Source organism: Methylocystis sp. ATCC 49242, assembly GCF_000188155.2.
Taxonomy (GTDB): domain Bacteria; phylum Pseudomonadota; class Alphaproteobacteria; order Rhizobiales; family Beijerinckiaceae; genus Methylocystis.
In genome coordinates this window covers 2,880,688-2,896,166 of the sequence record NZ_KE124774.1, presented here as the reverse complement: position 1 = coordinate 2,896,166, position 15,479 = coordinate 2,880,688, and the positions used below count along the sequence as shown (strand labels likewise).

The following is a 15,479-nucleotide window of genomic DNA, read 5'->3' as shown; positions in this document are numbered from 1 at the left end:
CAGGCGCGGGCTCCGGGGAAAAAATGACGAGCAAGATATGGGGCGGTCGCTTTCAGAGCGCAACCGACGCGGTTCTGGAGGCCATTAACGTCTCCATCGATTTTGACAAGCGTCTCGGGCCCCAGGACATACGCGGCTCGCTCGCACATGTCGCGATGCTCGCGAAACAGGGCATTGTCTCGCAGGAGGACGCGGACAGGATAAAGAAGGGCCTCGAGCAGATCGGCGGCGAGATCGAGCGCGGCGAATTCGTCTTCTCCCGCGCGCTGGAAGACATCCACATGAACGCCGAATCGCGCCTCGCCGAACTCATCGGCCCGGCGGCGGGCCGGCTGCACACGGCGCGCTCGCGAAACGATCAAGTGGCGACGGATTTCCGCCTCTACATCCGCGACGAGATCGACGCGCTGGACGCCCAGCTCGCCGATTTGCAGCTCGCGCTCGTCGAGCGCGCGATGGAGGAGGCGGCGAGCGTCATGCCGGGCTTCACACATTTGCAGTCGGCGCAACCGGTCACGCTCGGCCATCATCTTCTCGCCTATGTCGAGATGATCGGCCGCGATCGCGGGCGCCTGCGCGACGCGCGTTCGCGCACGAACGAGTGCCCGCTCGGCGCCGCCGCGCTTGCGGGAACGTCCTTCCCCATCGATCGCCACATGACGGCGAAGGCGCTTCAGTTCGACCGCCCGACCGCCAATTCGCTCGACAGCGTTTCCGACCGCGACTTCGTGCTGGAGACGCTGTCGGCCGCCGCGATCTGCGCCACGCATCTCTCGCGCTTCGCGGAAGAGATCGTGTTGTGGACGACGCCGCAGTTCAATTTCATCGCGCTGTCCGACAAATTCACCACCGGCTCGTCGATCATGCCGCAGAAGCGAAACCCCGACGCTGCGGAGCTGGTGCGCGGCAAGTCGGGCCGCGTCATCGGCGCGCTGACGGCGCTGCTGATCGTGATGAAGGGCCTGCCGCTCGCCTATTCCAAGGACATGCAGGAGGACAAGGAAGGCGCTTTCGATTCGCTCGATTCGCTGTCGCTCTGCATCGCCGCCATCGCGGGAATGGTTCGCGACATGAAGGTGAACCGCGCACGCATGAAGGCCGCCGCCGGAGCGGGCTTCGCGACCGCGACCGACCTCGCCGACTGGCTGGTGAGAAAGCTCAACCTCCCCTTCCGCGAGGCGCATCACGTCACGGGCCGCGTCGTGGCGCTGGCCGAGGGCCGCGGAATTGGCCTCGAGGATCTGACGCTCGCGGACATGCAGAGCGTCGAGCCGCGCATCACGCAGGACGTGTTCGCCGTGCTCGGCGTGGAAAAATCCGTCGAGAGCCGCACGAGCTACGGCGGCACGGCGCCCGACAATGTGCGCCGCTCCGCGCAAAGCTGGCTCGACTGCCTGAAGGCGCAAAAATGAGCGAGGACGCCCCGCGTCTCTATCTCGCGACCCCGCCGCTCGCGGAGGCGCGGGATTTCCTGCCCGCCTTGACGAGCGCGCTTTCGGCCGGCGAGGTCGCCTCGCTCCTCATCCGTCTCGCGGGCGATGACCCGCGCAGGAACGAGGACATCGTTCGCGCGCTTGCGCCCCTCGCGCAGGAAAAGGGCGTTGCGGTTCTGGTCGACGGGTCCGTGACGGTCGCGCTGCGCGCCAGGGCCGACGGCGCGCATGTTTCGGGCTCCGGCGACGAGCTTGCCGACGCCGTCAAGAAACTCTCGCCGCGCTACATCGTCGGCGCCGGCGGACTGGCGCTGCGCGACGACGCCATGCGCGCCGGAGAGCTCGGCGCCGATTATGTGCTCTTCGAGGACGACGACCGGGAAGCCCTCGCCGAGCGCGTCTCCTGGTGGACGGAGCTTTTCAACACGCCCTGCGTGGCGCGCGCCGCTTCTCTCGCGGACGTCGCGCCGCTTGCGCAGGCCGGCGCCGATTTCGTCATGCTCGACGACGCGGTATGGACCGACAGCCGCGGTCCCGCCGCCGCCGTCGCCGACGCGCTGAAACATTTGCAGGAAGCGCAGCCATGATTCGCCGTCTACTCGCGTCGCTCGTCCTTCTCTCCCTGCTCGCGCCCGCGCTGGCCAAGGAGGCGGAGAACGGCGCGCCACCGCGCGATCTCGCCTATGGCGCCTATCAGCGCGGCGACTACAAGGCGGCGATGAGCGAGGCGAAGAAGCGCGTCGAGGCGAACCCGAAGGATTCTGCGGCGCTCACCCTCATCGGCCAGCTCTATCTCGAAGGCGCCGGCGTCAGGCGCGACGGCAAGCAGGCGATGGACTGGTTCCGGCGCGGCGCCGACGCGGGGGGGAAGGAGGCGGCCTATCTTTACGGCGTGGCGGCGCTCGAAGGCATCGACATCCCCAAGAACCGCGCGGCCGCCCGAAACTATCTCGAGAAGGCCGCCGCCCAGGATCATGCGGCGGCGCTGCATCTTCTCGGCGAGATGGCGCTGGAGAACGAAGGCAAGCCGTCGGATTTCGATACGGCCGCGAACTATTTCCGCCGGGCCGCCGAGGGCGGCAACGCCGACGCCGATTATGCGCTGGGCGTCCTCTACAAGACCGGAAAGGGCGTCGCGAAGGACGACAAGGCGGCGGCCGAATGGTTCAGGCGCGCCGCCGATCTCGGCCTGACGGCGGCGATGGTCGAATACGCCATCATGCAGTTCAACGGCGTTGGCGTGGAGCGCGACCGGCTTTCGGCCGTCGATCTCCTGCGCAAGGCCGCGGTGAAGGGCAATGCGGTGGCGCAGAACCGCCTCGCGCATCTCCTCGCCGAGGGGCTCGGCGTCGAGACCAACCTGCGCGAAGCCCGCGAGTGGCGCGACAAGGCGCGCGAGGCCGGACTGAAGGATCCCTCGCTCGATTTTCTGGACAATGCGGAGACTCCCCCCAAAGCGGCGGAGAGCAAGACGCCTCCGCCCCCGCCTGCGAAATGAGCGACAAGACTGCAAGCCCCGCCGTTCAGCGGACGGTCGGCTTCCTGCGCCGCTTCGTGAAGCCGCGGGTGGAGCGCCTCGCGCCGACGCTGCGGCTGTTGCAATCCCTCATCGAAAGGCTGTCGCCCGCCCGCCGCGCGCCTTTCGCGCCCGACATCCCCGGCGACTGGACGCCATCGGAGGGCGCGCCCGCGGCGACGCTCTTCTATCTTCACGGCGGCGCCTTTCTGGTCGGTTCGCCCCGCGTTTTCCGCTATGCGTCGCGCCGTTTCGCGCAGGCCGGCTTCGACGTCTTCACGCCCGCCTATCGCCTCGCGCCCGAACATGTCTTCCCCGCGGCGCTGGAGGATGCGGTGGCGGCCTACAAGGCGCTCGCCGCCGCAAGGCCGGGGCCGATCGTCGTCGCCGGCGATTCGGCCGGCGGCGGCCTGGCCGTTTCGTTGATGGCGCGGCTGCGAGACGACGGTTTCCGTCTGCCCGCGGCCGCCGCGCTGTTTTCGCCCTGGACCGATCTCGCCGCCACCGGCGCCTCGGCGCGCGAGAATGAGGAGAAGGACGCTTTCTTCACGCGGCGCGCGATTCTCTCCGGCGCCCGCGCCGCTCTGGGGAAGGCAAGCGCGCGCAATCCTCTCGCCTCGCCGATTTTCGCCGACCTCTCCGGCCTTCCGCCCCTCATCGTCCATGTGGGCGCCGACGAAGTCCTGCGCGACGATTCGACGAGACTCGTCGAGCGGGCGCGCGCCGCCGGCGTGGAGGCGCAGATCGAAATCTGGCCCGGCGTTCCCCACGCATGGCAGCTGATGAGCTTCCTGCCCGAGGCGGAAGAATCGCGCGGGAAGGCGATCGCGTTCCTGAAGGAAAAGGCGCGACGGAGCGTTTAACCCCAGGGTCCTTCCGGCGGCGGCTCGAGCGGGCTGCGGCCGTCCTGCGGCAGAAAGGAGGCTTCGCCCTCCCGGGGCAGCCCGTTCGCCTCCCGCGGCGGCTCCTCCAGCGCGATCGAAACATCCTGGCCGCCCGCATATTCGACCAGCGCCCGGATACGCTCGTCGACGGTCGGATGCGTCGAGAACCAGCCTGACTCCTGAATGCGCGCCGGGCTTTCGATGAAAAAGGCGTGCATGCGCGAGGGCATGGCCGGCATCGCCGAATGCGCCTCGATCTTGCGCAGCGCGGAGATCATGGCGTCCGGGTTCTTGGTCAATTCCACCGAGCCCGCGTCGGCGAGATATTCGCGCGAGCGGGAGATGGCGAAGCGGATCAGCACCGACGCGCCCCAGCTCAGCGCGATGATGAGCAGCGCGACGAGAACGGCCAGCCCCGCGCCGCCCTCGCGGCGGTTGTCCTCGCGCGTCGAGGGGCGATGCGGCGAGAAGCCGAAGGGAAAGTCCCACCGGCGGATGGTCAGATCGGCGACGAAGGCGAAAATCCCCGCGAAGATGACCGCGATCACCATCATCTGCACGTCGCGATTGCGGATATGGGTCAGCTCATGGGCGAGCACCGCCTCGATCTCGGCGTCGGTGAGCTCGGTGATCAGCCCGCGCGTCACCGCGATCCTGTATTGCCCTTCCTTCAGGCCGGAGGCGTAGGCGTTGAGCGCCTCGCTCTCCATGATCTGGAGCGCCGGGATCGGGACGCCGCGCGAGATGCAGAGATTCTCCAGCAGATTGTAAAGCCGCGGCGCCTCGGCCCGCGAAATCGCCGAAGCGCCCGTGGCGAAGTCGATCATCTTCTGGTGGAAGAGATAGGCGATGGCGAACCAGACGCCGGCGGCCGCGAAGCCGATCGGCCAGCTTCGCCTGAAGTCGTCGTAAGCGTGGGCGAGAATGTAGTCGAAGGGCTCGCCGTGCCGCGCGCCGAAGGCCTCGAACAGCAGCGCGAAGGAGAACATCAGCGCAAACAGCAGCGCGACGAAGCCCGCGAGCAGAAAGCCCGAGCGCAGCCGGTTGGCGCGGATATGGGAATAAAGGCCGTAGGCTTTGAACATCTGGCGCAATTGTCCTGGCTGCGGCCGTCAGGCCCGGTCTTTGCGCCGGGCGTTTGCAGGGCCGGCCGGGTCGAGCCCGGCCGTGCGGCGAAGGCCAGTCAGAACTGCACCTTCGGCGGGGCCTCGACGGCCTTCTGTTCGGCCTCGTCGAGATTGAAATAGTCGAGCGGATCGAAGCCGAAGCGCTGGGCGATCAGAAAGCCCGGGAAGCCCTCGCGCGTGGCGTTGTATTCGGCGACGGTGTTGTTGAGGAAGCGCCGCGCCGCCGAAATCTTGTTCTCGACGTCCGAAAGCTCGTTCTGAAGCTGCTGGAAGTTCTGATTGGCCTTGAGGTCGGGATAGGCCTCCGACAGCGCGATGAGGCGGGAAAGGGCGCCGGTCAGCGCGCCCTCGGCGGCGCCCTGTGCGGCCGGGCCGCTGGCGACGACGGCGGCGTTGCGCGCCTTGATCACGTCCTCGAGCGTGGTCTTTTCGTGGGTGGCGTAACCTTTCACCGTCTCGACGAGGTTGGGAATGAGGTCGTGGCGCTGCTTCAGTTGCACATTGATGTCGGAAAAGGCCTGTTTGCTGCGCTGCCGCAGATTGACGAGGCCGTTGTAGACGCCGACCAGCCAGAGGCCGACGAGCGCGACCAATCCCAAGAATACGAGGAACGCCATGACGTAATCCTTTCCGGTCGACCCCCCGAGGCGGCTGCGCCGACTTGCAACGCCTGCATGTTAGCCGCCTTCCGCGCCATGGCAAAGACGCGCGCGGCATTTGACGGAACGGCAAACCGCGCCTATCTCTTCCGAAACCCTTGCAGCGCGCGAAAACGCGACCAAACCATAGAAGAAACAGCGATGGCTCTTCTGCCGATCATCACCCTTCCCGACCCGCGCCTGCGCAAGGTCTCCGAACCCGTGGAGCGCATCGACGCCGAAATCCACCGGCTCCTCGACGACATGCTGGAGACCATGTACGCGGCTCCGGGCATTGGGCTCGCCGCCATTCAGGTCGCCGTCGCGAAGCGGATCGTCGTCGTCGACATCGGCAAGACGGAGGACGAGCGCTCGCCGCTCTTTCTCATCAATCCCGAGATCATCTGGGCGTCCGAGGAGCTCAGCTCCTATCAGGAGGGCTGCCTCTCGGTGCCGGATTATTTCGACGACGTGAAACGTCCGGCGATGGTGAAGGTGCGCCACCTAGACCGGCATGGCCAAACACAGGAGTTCGACGCGGTGGGGCTGCTCGCGACCGTCGTGCAGCACGAGCTCGAACATCTCGAAGGCGGCCTTTTCATCGACAATCTCTCTCGCCTGAAGCGCGAGCGGGTGGTGAAGAAATTCAGCAAGGCGGCGCGCTTCGACGAGATCGTCGCCCAACGCCGCGCGGAAGCCGAGCGCCAGTCGGAAGAAGCCGGGGCCTGACGCTTGCGCCTCGTTTTCATGGGCACGCCGGACTTCGCGACGGCCCTGCTCAGAGAGATTTGCGCCCGCGGCCATGACGTGGCCGCGGTTTATACGCAGCCGCCGCGTCCGGCCGGGCGCGGCATGTCGGAAAAGAAATCCAGCGTCCACCAGTTCGCCGAAAGCCGCGGCCTCGCCGTGCGCACGCCGAGGAGCCTGCGCAGCGCGGAGGAGGCGGAGGCTTTCGCCGCGCTGGGCTCCGACGTCGCGGTGGTCGCCGCCTATGGGCTTCTCCTGCCGCAGCCGATCCTCGACGCGCCGAAACATGGCTGTCTCAATCTCCACGGCTCGCTGCTGCCGCGCTGGCGCGGGGCGGCGCCGATCCAGCGCGCCATCATGGCGGGCGACGCCGAAAGCGGCGTGATGGTGATGAAGATGGACGCCGGCCTCGACACCGGCCCCGTCGCCCTGACCGCCAGGACGCCGATCGGCCCGGACATGACCGCGGGCGAATTGCACGACAAGCTCGCCGAACTCGGCGCGCCGCTGATGGCCGACGCGCTCGACCTTCTCGCGAAGGGCGAACTGCGCTTCACGCCGCAGACGCAGGAGGGCGCCTGCTACGCGCAGAAGATCGACAAGGCGGAGGGACGCATCGACTGGCGCAGGTCGGCGCGCGACCTCCATAATCACGTTCGCGGCCTCGCGCCCTTCCCCGGCGCCTTTTTCGAAAGCGATCTCGGCCATGGCGTCGAGCGCGTGAAAGTCCTGCGCACGCGGGTCGAGGACGGCAGGGGCGCGCCCGGCGCGGCTCTCGACGACGCGGGACTCATCGCCTGCGGCGAAGGGGCGCTGCGCCTCCTGCGCGTTCAGCGCGCAGGCAAGGGCGAAATGGGGATCGAGGAATTCCTGCGCGGCCGCAAGCTCACGCGCGGCGTCACGCTCGCCTGATGCCCCGCTACGCGCTCACCATCGAATATGACGGCGGCCCCTTCGTCGGCTGGCAGCGGCAGGCGAATGGCGTCTCCGTGCAGCAGCGGCTGGAGGAAGCGGTCGCGGCCATCAATGGCGCGCGCGCGGTCATCCACGGCGCCGGGCGCACCGACGCCGGCGTCCACGCGCTGGGGCAGGTCGCTCATGTCGATCTCGCGCGCGAATGGCGCGCGGACCGGCTGCGCGACGCCTTGAACGCGCATCTCAAGCCCGATCCTGTCGCCGTTGTTTCAGCGCGCGCGGTCGATGAAAATTTCGAGGCGCGCTTCTCCGCGATCCGCCGCCACTATCGCTATGTCATCGACAACCGCCGCGCGCCGCTCACCGTTGGCCTCGGCCGCGCCTGGCATGTGAAGCGCCCCCTCGACGCGCAGGCCATGCATGACGCAGCCCAGCGCCTCGTCGGCCGCCACGACTTCACGACCTTTCGCGCCTCCGAATGTCAGGCCAATTCGCCCGTCCGCACGCTCGAAAGACTCGACGTGCGGCGCGAGGGCGACCGCATCGAGATCGTCACCTGCGCCCGCTCCTTCCTGCATAATCAGGTGCGCTCCATGGCGGGTTCACTGGAGCATGTCGGCTCGGGAAAATGGACCGCCGACGATCTGGCGGCGGCCCTCGAGGCGAAAGACCGTGCGCGCTGCGGACAGGTCGCGCCGCCGCACGGTCTCTATCTCGTCGCTGTCGATTACTGAACCATCGGCGCGCCGGCTCCGCCCCCGCCGGTGTCGGGGGCCGGCTCGGCCTTGGGCGCCTCGGCCGGCGCGGGCTTCTTCACCGCGTGTTTTTTCGCCGCCTTGTGCGCGGCGGGCGCCTTCTCTCTGGCAAGCGCGCCATGGATCGGAAGTATGCTGGCCGACAGCACGGCGGCGAGAATGCCGTTCACGCAGGGTCTGGGATGGATCATGAAATCCCCTCGGATGTGAAAAGCCCCCGCGCCGACTCAGCCGGCCCGCCCGAGGCAATGAGGCCGCCCAACCGTGGAAAATTCGAGTCGCGCATTTGGCCCTAATGAGTTCATTTCAAGGCGAGCTTGACCACGATTGAGGCGTCACGAGCCGCTGAACCAATTGTAGCCTTTGTCTTCCCAATAGCCGCCCGGATAATCATTGGTGACGAAAATCTCGGTGACGAATTTCGGATTCTTGAAACCGAGTTTCGTCGGAATGCGGATCTTTACCGGAAAGCCATATTTCGTTTCGACCTGGCTCCCCGGAAAATCCAGCGCCAGCAGGGTCTGCGCATGCAGCGCGCTCGGCATGTCGATGCTCGTCGAATAATTGTCTGCGCAACGGAAGCCGACATAGCGCGCGGTCAGATCGGCGCCGACGCGCTCGAGAAATGTGCGCAGCGGAACCCCGCCCCATTTGCCGATCGCGCTCCAGCCCTCCACGCAAACCTGCCGCGTGATCTGGCTGACCTGCGGCAGTTCGCGCAATTCGCGCAGCGACCAGGCCCTCTTGTTTTCGATGAGGCCCGAGAGCTGCAGGCGGTAATGGTCGCCGTCGATGACCGGCGCGAGCGGCTCCTCGTAGAATGCGTTGAAGGGGAAAGGTTGCGTGATTTCCGCTTCCGAATAGGTCGGCGCGAGCTTATCCGGGTCGAACAGCGCCGCCTGCACGCGGTCGTTGAAGCACGACATCGCGAAGAGAAGACGATCGACCGCGTCCTCGTCCTTCAGCGTGCAGCCGGAGAGCATGGTCAGGGCGCCCAGCGACAGGCTCTGCTTCAGAAAGAGCCGGCGCTCGACGCGGGCGAGTTGCGGTCGGAAATCCTGCAAAGAGATTTTGCGCGTCTTCATTGCGGCGCCTCCAACCGCCCGGTGATCATGAGTTTCAGCACGCCCTTCACGCCGCAGGCGAAGGAGACATGGACGACGATAAAGAGAACGAGCGCGGACATTGCGAAGAAGTGAATGCGCCGCGCGGTCTCGAAGCCGCCCAACGCCGCCGTCAGCTCCTGAAGCTGCACGGGTTTCCAGATCGCGAGGCCGGAGAGGATGGCGACGGCGATGGCGAGGAAGGCGAGGACATAGGCGGCGCGTTGCGCGGCATTGTAACTGCCGGGAACGTGGCCGCGGCCGGCGAGCACTTTCTGGAAATCACGCCATATGGCCCCGGGCGAAAACGGCCACAGGCGCCTGCGGAAATGGCCGGTGAATATCCCGTAGGCGAGATAGGCGAGAAGGCTCCCGGCCAGCAGCCACATGGCGGCGAAGTGCCAGGCCAGCGCGCCGGCGAGCCAGCCGCCTAGCGTGAATCCCACCGGAAACACGAACGGAAAGAGGGGCGAGGCGTTGTAGATGCGCCAGCCGCTCAGGATCATGACGATGACGGCGAAGGCGGTCGCCCAATGCAGCATTCTCAGGGCGAGCGGGTGAACGGTCGCCCCTGAAACAGACTCAAATTCCCGCGCTTCAGCCTTCATCGCGTCTCCCGTTGTCAGCGAACCACTCTCAACTATGTCGCGCGCGCCGGAAAGCGAGAGTTTCGCCAAAGTGCGACGCGTTGACACGCCCGCGGCTTTTGCCCATGAGGGCGCGGCACTTCCCCTCCAGCGACACGGCGGTCCATGCGCGTTTTCGTCACCGGCACGGCCGGATTCATCGGCTTCCATCTCGCGAGGAGACTGCTCGAACTCGGCCATTTTGTCGACGGCTTCGACGGGATGACGCTCTATTACGATCCCCGCCTCAAGGAGGCACGCCGCGCGATCCTGCTGCGCGGCGACGGCTATCGCGACACGATCGCCATGCTCGAGGACATGGAGGCGCTGAACCGCGCGGCGGAGGCGGGCGCGCCCGACGTCATCATTCATCTGGCGGCGCAGGCGGGGGTTCGCTACAGCCTGCAGAACCCGCGCGCCTATGTCGAATCGAACCTCGTCGGAACCTTCAACGTCATGGAGGTCGCGCGCATCCTCAAGCCGCGGCATCTGCTCATCGCCTCGACGAGTTCGGTCTATGGCGCGAGCCCGAGCGTGCCCTTCCACGAACATGATCGCACCGACCATCCGCTGACGCTCTACGCCGCGAGCAAGAAGGCGGGCGAGGCGATGGCGCACTCATACGCGCATCTGTGGTCGATCCCGACGACCATGTTCCGCTTCTTCACCGTCTATGGCCCCTGGGGGCGCCCCGACATGGCGCCGCTGAAATTTCTCGACGCGATAGAAAACGGCCGGCCGATCGACATCTACAATCACGGGAACATGTCGCGGGACTTCACCTATGTCGACGATCTCGTCGAGGCCGTCGTGCGGCTGATCGACTGCGTTCCCGCGCGGGATTCGGGCGACGACAGCGTCTCGCCGGTCGCGCCCTTCCGCATCGTCAACATCGGCCGCGGCGCCCCTGTCCAGCTCCTCGATTTCATCGACACGCTGGAGAAAACGCTCGGCAGGAAAGCGAAGCGCAACTATCTCGACATGCAGCCCGGCGACGTGCCCCGCACCTTCGCCTCCGCCGATCTGCTGGAAAGGCTCACGGGCTACCGGCCGCAGACGTCGCTCGACGAGGGGGTGAAGGCGCTGGTGGGATGGTATCGGGAGTATCGGGCGACGCATGGTGAGTTGAAACTTTAGTCTCTCCTTCCGTTTTTCGTCAGGCGCGACATATCTTCATGGTCGACTGGCGCGCCGCCGCGGCGGAGGAACATGGGTTGCGGATCAGGAACATCATTGCTGTCGCGGCTTGCGGCCCCCCGCTGCTTTACGCCACGACTTTTATCGGCCTCGCGCTCCAGCAGCGCTCGATCCTGTATCATCCCGGCGCCGCCTTCATGACGCCCGCGCAGGCGGGGCTTGCCGGGGCCGAGACGCTGAAGCTCGCTACCGAGGACGGAGAACGCCTGGCGGCCTGGTACGCCGCGCCCAGCACGGCGCGCTTTCCGTTGATCATCTATTTCCATGGCAATGGCGGCGGGCTCGTCGACCGCGGGAACCGGTTTCGCATGCTGACCATGCACGGCTTCGGACTCCTCGCGATCTCTTATCGCGGCTATGGCGGTTCAACGGGAACGCCAACCGAGGAGGGGCTGTTGCAGGACGCCGACGCCGCCTACGCCGAGGCGCGCAGACGCGGTTTTCCGCCCTCGCGAATCGTCCTGATGGGAGAATCTCTCGGCACGGGCGTCGCGACGATTCTCGCTTCGCGCCATGAGGCGGCGGCCTTGGTGCTGGACTCGCCCTACGATTCGATCGTCGACGCGGCCGCGGTGCGATTTCCACTCTTTCCCGTCAGCCTCGCCGTCATCGATACTTTCAACGCCGGTGAGGCCATCGGAAAAGTGCGCGCGCCGTGTTTCATGGCCGTGGGTGAAGCGGACCCGATCACCCCGGTCGAATCCGCGCGCCGCCTTTTTGCAAGGGCGAACGAACCCAAGGAGATTGTCGAAATCCCCGGCGGCGGCCACGTGCCCATGTCGCGCCCCGACGTGCTGGCCCGCGCGATTGACTGGATCGACGCGACCGTCACAGCCAGTCCGGCACCCGGTCCATCGCAATAAGCTCCGCGACGCTCGGGCGCGGGCGGATCACCGCGAAGCGCTCCCCGTCGACCAGAACTTCCGGGATCAGCGGGCGGGTGTTGTAGGTGCCCGCCTGCACGGCGCCATAGGCGCCTGCGGTGAGAACCGCGAGCAATTCGCCCGGCCGCGCTTCCGGCATCTTGCGGTCGAGCGCGAGATAATCGCCTGTCTCGCAGACCGGACCCACCACGTCGGCGGTGATCTCCTCGCGGTCGGCCGCCGCGCGCACGGGGATGATGTCGTGATGCGCGTCGTAGAGCGTCGGCCGCACGAGGTCGTTCATGCCGGCGTCCACGATGACGAAGGTCTTGGCCTCGCCATGCTTCACGTAAATCACGCGCGTAACGAGAACCCCGGCGTTGCCGACGATGAGGCGCCCCGGCTCCAGCACCAGCTTGCAGTTCAATCCGGCAAAGTGCTTGCGAACGATCGCGGCGTAGCGCTCCGGATGATAGGACTGCGGGTCGTCGCCCTCGTGATAGGGAATGCCGAGGCCGCCGCCGAGATCGACATGCGAGATATGATGGCCGTCGGCGCGCAGATCGACCACCAGTTCGGCGAGCAGTGAAAAGGCCTCGTCGAAGGGTTCGAGATCCGTGAGCTGCGAGCCGATGTGCATGTCGGCGCCGGTGATGTCGACGCCGCGGAATTTCGCGGCCCGCGCATAGACCTCGCGGGCGTGCGACAGCGGCACGCCGAATTTGTTCTCGGCCTTGCCGGTCGAAATCTTCTTGTGCGTGCGCGCGTCGACGTCCGGATTGACGCGCAGCGAGACGCGGGCGACCTTGCCCATGCGGGTCGCGACGCGCGAGATCGCCTCGAGCTCCGGCTCCGACTCGACATTGAAGCAGAAGATGTCCGCGTCGAGCGCCGCGGCGATCTCCTCCTCGGTCTTGCCGACGCCGGAATAGGTGATCCTGCCTCCCGGCGCGCCGGCCGCGAGCGCGCGGGCGAGTTCGCCGCCCGAGACCACGTCCATGCCGGCGCCCTCTTTGGCCAGAAGGCGCAGCACCGCCTGGTTGGAGTTCGCCTTCATCGCATAGCAGACCATCGCGTCGAGGCCGTCGAAAGCCTGCGCGAAGACGCGAAAGTGTCGCCGGATCGTCGCCGCCGAATAGCAATAGAAGGGCGTGCCGACGCAATCCGCAATGGCGGACACGGCGACGTCTTCGGCGTGGAGCGCGCCGTCGCGATAGTCGAAATGATGCATCGCTTCTAGAGCAGCGGGTCGAGCGGGAAGGGATACTGGTCCGGCGGGCGATGGCCGATCGTGCCGGGGATCGCGGGGTCCTGTTTTGGCGCTTCCGCGGCGCCGGGGGCCGGCCGCGCCTTGGGGGCGCGCGCCGCGCGCGCCTCCTCCTCCGCCTTCAGCGCGGCGCCGCGCGCCTGCGTTTCGGGCGGCAGCTCCAGCGGTCCGCGCCGTCCGCAGCCGGAGAGGCCCAGCGCGCAGATCGCGGCGGCGAAAAGGGTGTAACGAAGGGTTCGGCGAAGCGTCACGGGTCGGTCGGTCCGGCGGTATGGAACAGCGCGCACTATACTGATCCGCGGAGAAAAGGCGAGCCGTCTCAGCTCACCTTGCGCCTCAGAAGCCGGTTCGCGGCCCGCTTGGCGAGATCGCGCAACCGGCGGCGGCCAAGGTCCCTGCGGCAGCCCGCCAGAAAATCGCCTTCCCGCCCGGATTGCAGCTGCACGGCGAGATCGCAGACGCCGATGCGATCCGGCCAGAGGCGGTCGATCATCGGATGATTGGCGATGGCGCAGGAATCCGTGAGTTCGACCTCCGGCCGCGACAGCAGCAATCTGGTCTGCTCATGGACGAGCTGGACGCCCGGCCCCAGCGAGCGGAAATTCTCGTCGAAGGCGATCTTCCAGTAATAGTTCCGCCTCTGGCTTTCGATCAGCACGCCCATGGCGATGGGGCGGCCCTCGAGGCGCAGCGCGTGGATTTTGCAGCGACCCTCTCGGGCCAGCAGCCGCGTCGCGCTGCGCAGGAAGGTCGTCAGCGAGGCCTGCGAGAGCAAGGCGCCGCGGCCGGCCTTCCAGCCGGAGGCTTCGAGCGCGAGAAACTCCTCGGTCGCGCCCCGCACCTCCTCGGGCGTGGCGGCGAAGTCGAAATCAACGCGCCCCATTTCCGCGAGGCGGCGGCGCAGCCGACCTATTTCGTTGAGCCTCTTGCGCGAGCCGCGCGCCAGCACCGCGTCCGCGTCGCCGCCGGCGAACAGGGCCGCGCGTTCGTAGGAATCTAGAATTTCCATGCGCCGCCCCTTTCGGCGGGCGGCGTCGGCGAGCGCCGCGTGGAAACGGCCGTCGGCGGTCGTTCTGGAAAAGACGATCCCCCGCGCGAAACTGCGCGCCTCCAACCAGTCGAGAAAGGCTTCGAGAACCTCGACGGCTTTCTCCCGATCGACGAGCGGCGTCGCCAGCGCGGCCTGCTTGTGCAGCCACAGCCGGATGAAGCCGTCGCCCGTGAGCGGATTGGCCGGCGTGATCGGAAAGAGGCCCATCATTCGGCGGCCGCCGCCCGGCTGGCGGCTCCAGACGACGATGAAGACCGGCCGCGCCTTCGGCGGAAAATGCAGCGCCGCCGCAAGGGCGAAGCCGGGTTCGAAGAAGGCGTTGGGCTCCAGCGCCCGCGCCGCGAGGCTCGTCCATTCGCCCTGCGCCGCGTCGATCTGGTCCAGCGACAGCTCGGCCACGTCGAAGGCGGCGAAGCCGCCCGACAGACGGTTGTCCGCTACGAGGCGCGGCGGGCCCGGTCGCGCGGGCCGGCCGCCGCGCGCCTCGGAAAGGCCGAAATCGACCATGGCGCCTGCGACGCCTTTGGTGTTCCGGAACGGCGCGAACATCCTCGACGATCCTCCCGACTGCGTCATCCTGAAACGAAGGCCCGATTTTTCGGGACGTTTGCGAAAGCGTCGCCCCCGCCGCCGTCGCGCGCTTCAAGCGGCGCGCCAGCCGCGTGAATCCTGTCTTGAACCGGCGCTTTACGCCGGCCGCCCGTCGTGGTTAGGTCCGCACATGAAGACTTTCCGGATTTTGCTGGTTTTCGCAGCCTTGCTATCGACGGCGCCAGCCTTCGCCAGGGTCCAGATCAGGATCGACCTCGGCGCGCAGCGGCTCACCGCCATGCGCGGCGGCGGTGAGACGGTGGTGTGGAAAATCTCCAGCGGCCGACCGGGTTACGAGACGCCGACCGGGAGCTACTCGGTCATGCGGATGGAGGCCGACCACCATTCCGACGAATATGACCAGGCGCCGATGCCCTATGCGATCTTCTTCTCGCCGCGCGGGCTCGCCATTCATGGCAGTTTCGAGCGCGGGCTGGGCCGGCCGGCCTCGCACGGCTGCGTTCGGCTTTCGGTGGCCAATGCGCAGAAGCTCTATCAATGGGTCGAGGAGCAGGGCGGCGCCTCCATCGAGATCGTCGGCGAAACCCGTTCCGCCGCGCGCCGCGGGCCGCGCTTGGAGCGGCCGCGGTTCTCCCGCCGTCCGCCGGTTCGCGACGCGGATTCTGCCGACGTTGTGCTCGAGAGCGTCTCCCGTTATTGAAATGTTCCGTCTTGCGCCCCCCGGCGGCCGCAAATGCGGCTGCGGCGTTGCCCGGCGGCAACACTCGTCAAGAGAATCATCTCAATGCGTTGCGTGGCGTTTGCG

The 15,479-nt window shown here is 67.0% G+C and carries 18 protein-coding genes; 10 read left to right on the top strand and 8 right to left on the bottom strand.

All coding sequences use genetic code 11. From position 1 onward, the window contains the following. Window positions 1–23 precede the first annotated feature (23 nt). The 4 genes from argH to MET49242_RS16125 are packed head-to-tail and all read left to right on the top strand — an operon-like array spanning window position 24 to window position 3,812. Window positions 24–1,412 (top strand): argininosuccinate lyase, encoded by a 1,389-nt coding sequence (gene argH / locus MET49242_RS16140; protein ID WP_036284314.1) that lies wholly within the window; start codon window positions 24–26, stop codon window positions 1,410–1,412. Continuing rightward, on the top strand, window positions 1,409–2,020 hold the full coding sequence (locus tag MET49242_RS16135) for a thiamine phosphate synthase (RefSeq protein ID WP_036284313.1): 612 nt from the start codon (window positions 1,409–1,411) through the stop codon (window positions 2,018–2,020). The genes argH and MET49242_RS16135 overlap by 4 nt, the downstream gene beginning before the upstream one ends. Beyond that, complete coding sequence (locus MET49242_RS16130) at window positions 2,017–2,931, top strand: tetratricopeptide repeat protein (RefSeq protein WP_036284311.1); 915 nt, start codon at window positions 2,017–2,019, stop codon at window positions 2,929–2,931. The genes MET49242_RS16135 and MET49242_RS16130 overlap by 4 nt, the downstream gene beginning before the upstream one ends. Next, on the top strand, window positions 2,928–3,812 hold the full coding sequence (locus tag MET49242_RS16125) for an alpha/beta hydrolase (RefSeq protein ID WP_036284309.1): 885 nt from the start codon (window positions 2,928–2,930) through the stop codon (window positions 3,810–3,812). The genes MET49242_RS16130 and MET49242_RS16125 overlap by 4 nt, the downstream gene beginning before the upstream one ends. Here the strand turns inward: MET49242_RS16125 and MET49242_RS16120 are convergent. Together MET49242_RS16120 and MET49242_RS16115 are read right to left on the bottom strand one after the other, a co-directional pair. Then, on the bottom strand, window positions 3,809–4,918 hold the full coding sequence (locus MET49242_RS16120) for a M48 family metallopeptidase (protein ID WP_036284307.1): 1,110 nt from the start codon (window positions 4,916–4,918) through the stop codon (window positions 3,809–3,811). The two genes, MET49242_RS16125 and MET49242_RS16120, sit on opposite strands and share 4 nt — an antisense overlap. Window positions 4,919–5,016: 98 nt before the next feature. Continuing rightward, on the bottom strand, window positions 5,017–5,577 hold the full coding sequence (locus MET49242_RS16115; RefSeq protein WP_036284305.1) for a LemA family protein: 561 nt from the start codon (window positions 5,575–5,577) through the stop codon (window positions 5,017–5,019). 183 nt (window positions 5,578–5,760) lie between these two features. Here MET49242_RS16115 and def point away from each other — a divergent pair, with 183 nt between their 5' ends. Genes def through truA form a run of 3 tightly spaced genes read left to right on the top strand, consistent with a single transcriptional unit; the run spans window position 5,761 to window position 7,994 of the window. After that, window positions 5,761–6,327 (top strand): peptide deformylase, encoded by a 567-nt coding sequence (gene def, locus MET49242_RS16110; protein ID WP_036288413.1) that lies wholly within the window; start codon window positions 5,761–5,763, stop codon window positions 6,325–6,327. A gap of 18 nt (window positions 6,328–6,345) precedes the next feature. Further along, window positions 6,346–7,257 (top strand): methionyl-tRNA formyltransferase, encoded by a 912-nt coding sequence (gene fmt, locus MET49242_RS16105; protein ID WP_036284304.1) that lies wholly within the window; start codon window positions 6,346–6,348, stop codon window positions 7,255–7,257. After that, complete coding sequence (gene truA, locus MET49242_RS16100) at window positions 7,257–7,994, top strand: tRNA pseudouridine(38-40) synthase TruA (RefSeq protein WP_036284302.1); 738 nt, start codon at window positions 7,257–7,259, stop codon at window positions 7,992–7,994. Before fmt ends, truA begins: the two co-directional genes overlap by 1 nt. Here truA and MET49242_RS16095 read toward each other — a convergent pair. The 3 genes from MET49242_RS16095 to MET49242_RS16085 all read right to left on the bottom strand — a co-directional run bounded on the left by MET49242_RS16095 (window position 7,988) and on the right by MET49242_RS16085 (window position 9,726). Next, window positions 7,988–8,206, bottom strand: a complete 219-nt coding sequence (locus MET49242_RS16095) for a hypothetical protein (protein ID WP_227966492.1) — start codon at window positions 8,204–8,206, stop codon at window positions 7,988–7,990. The two genes, truA and MET49242_RS16095, sit on opposite strands and share 7 nt — an antisense overlap. A 144-nt stretch (window positions 8,207–8,350) precedes the next feature. Then, window positions 8,351–9,100 (bottom strand): molybdopterin-dependent oxidoreductase, encoded by a 750-nt coding sequence (locus tag MET49242_RS16090; protein WP_036284301.1) that lies wholly within the window; start codon window positions 9,098–9,100, stop codon window positions 8,351–8,353. After that, the gene (locus tag MET49242_RS16085) at window positions 9,097–9,726 is read right to left on the bottom strand and encodes a cytochrome b/b6 domain-containing protein (RefSeq protein ID WP_036288409.1); all 630 of its coding nucleotides are present in this window, start codon (window positions 9,724–9,726) and stop codon (window positions 9,097–9,099) included. Before MET49242_RS16085 ends, MET49242_RS16090 begins: the two co-directional genes overlap by 4 nt. 144 nt (window positions 9,727–9,870) lie before the next feature. On the opposite strand from MET49242_RS16085, the gene MET49242_RS16080 reads away from it, so the two are divergent. Together MET49242_RS16080 and MET49242_RS16075 are read left to right on the top strand one after the other, a co-directional pair. Then, window positions 9,871–10,881 (top strand): NAD-dependent epimerase/dehydratase family protein, encoded by a 1,011-nt coding sequence (locus tag MET49242_RS16080; RefSeq protein ID WP_036284298.1) that lies wholly within the window; start codon window positions 9,871–9,873, stop codon window positions 10,879–10,881. 38 nt (window positions 10,882–10,919) lie between these two features. Next, window positions 10,920–11,804: an alpha/beta hydrolase gene (locus MET49242_RS16075; RefSeq protein ID WP_051134262.1), complete on the top strand. Its 885-nt coding sequence runs from the start codon at window positions 10,920–10,922 to the stop codon at window positions 11,802–11,804. On the opposite strand, the gene lysA is transcribed toward MET49242_RS16075, so the two are convergent. From lysA to MET49242_RS16060, 3 genes are all read right to left on the bottom strand, one after another. Then, a complete protein-coding gene (gene lysA / locus MET49242_RS16070; RefSeq protein ID WP_036284295.1) occupies window positions 11,770–13,035 on the bottom strand; it encodes a diaminopimelate decarboxylase in 1,266 nt (421 codons plus the stop codon). The two genes, MET49242_RS16075 and lysA, sit on opposite strands and share 35 nt — an antisense overlap. Window positions 13,036–13,040: 5 nt before the next feature. Next, window positions 13,041–13,322, bottom strand: a complete 282-nt coding sequence (locus MET49242_RS16065; protein WP_036288403.1) for a lipoprotein — start codon at window positions 13,320–13,322, stop codon at window positions 13,041–13,043. A 68-nt stretch (window positions 13,323–13,390) separates the two neighbouring features. Beyond that, entirely contained in the window at window positions 13,391–14,671 is a 1,281-nt protein-coding gene (locus MET49242_RS16060) for a GNAT family N-acetyltransferase (protein WP_051134261.1), read from the bottom strand. A 172-nt stretch (window positions 14,672–14,843) separates the two neighbouring features. On the opposite strand from MET49242_RS16060, the gene MET49242_RS16055 reads away from it, so the two are divergent. Beyond that, entirely contained in the window at window positions 14,844–15,374 is a 531-nt protein-coding gene (locus MET49242_RS16055; protein WP_036288399.1) for a L,D-transpeptidase, read from the top strand. The last annotated feature ends 105 nt before the right edge of the window (window positions 15,375–15,479 follow it).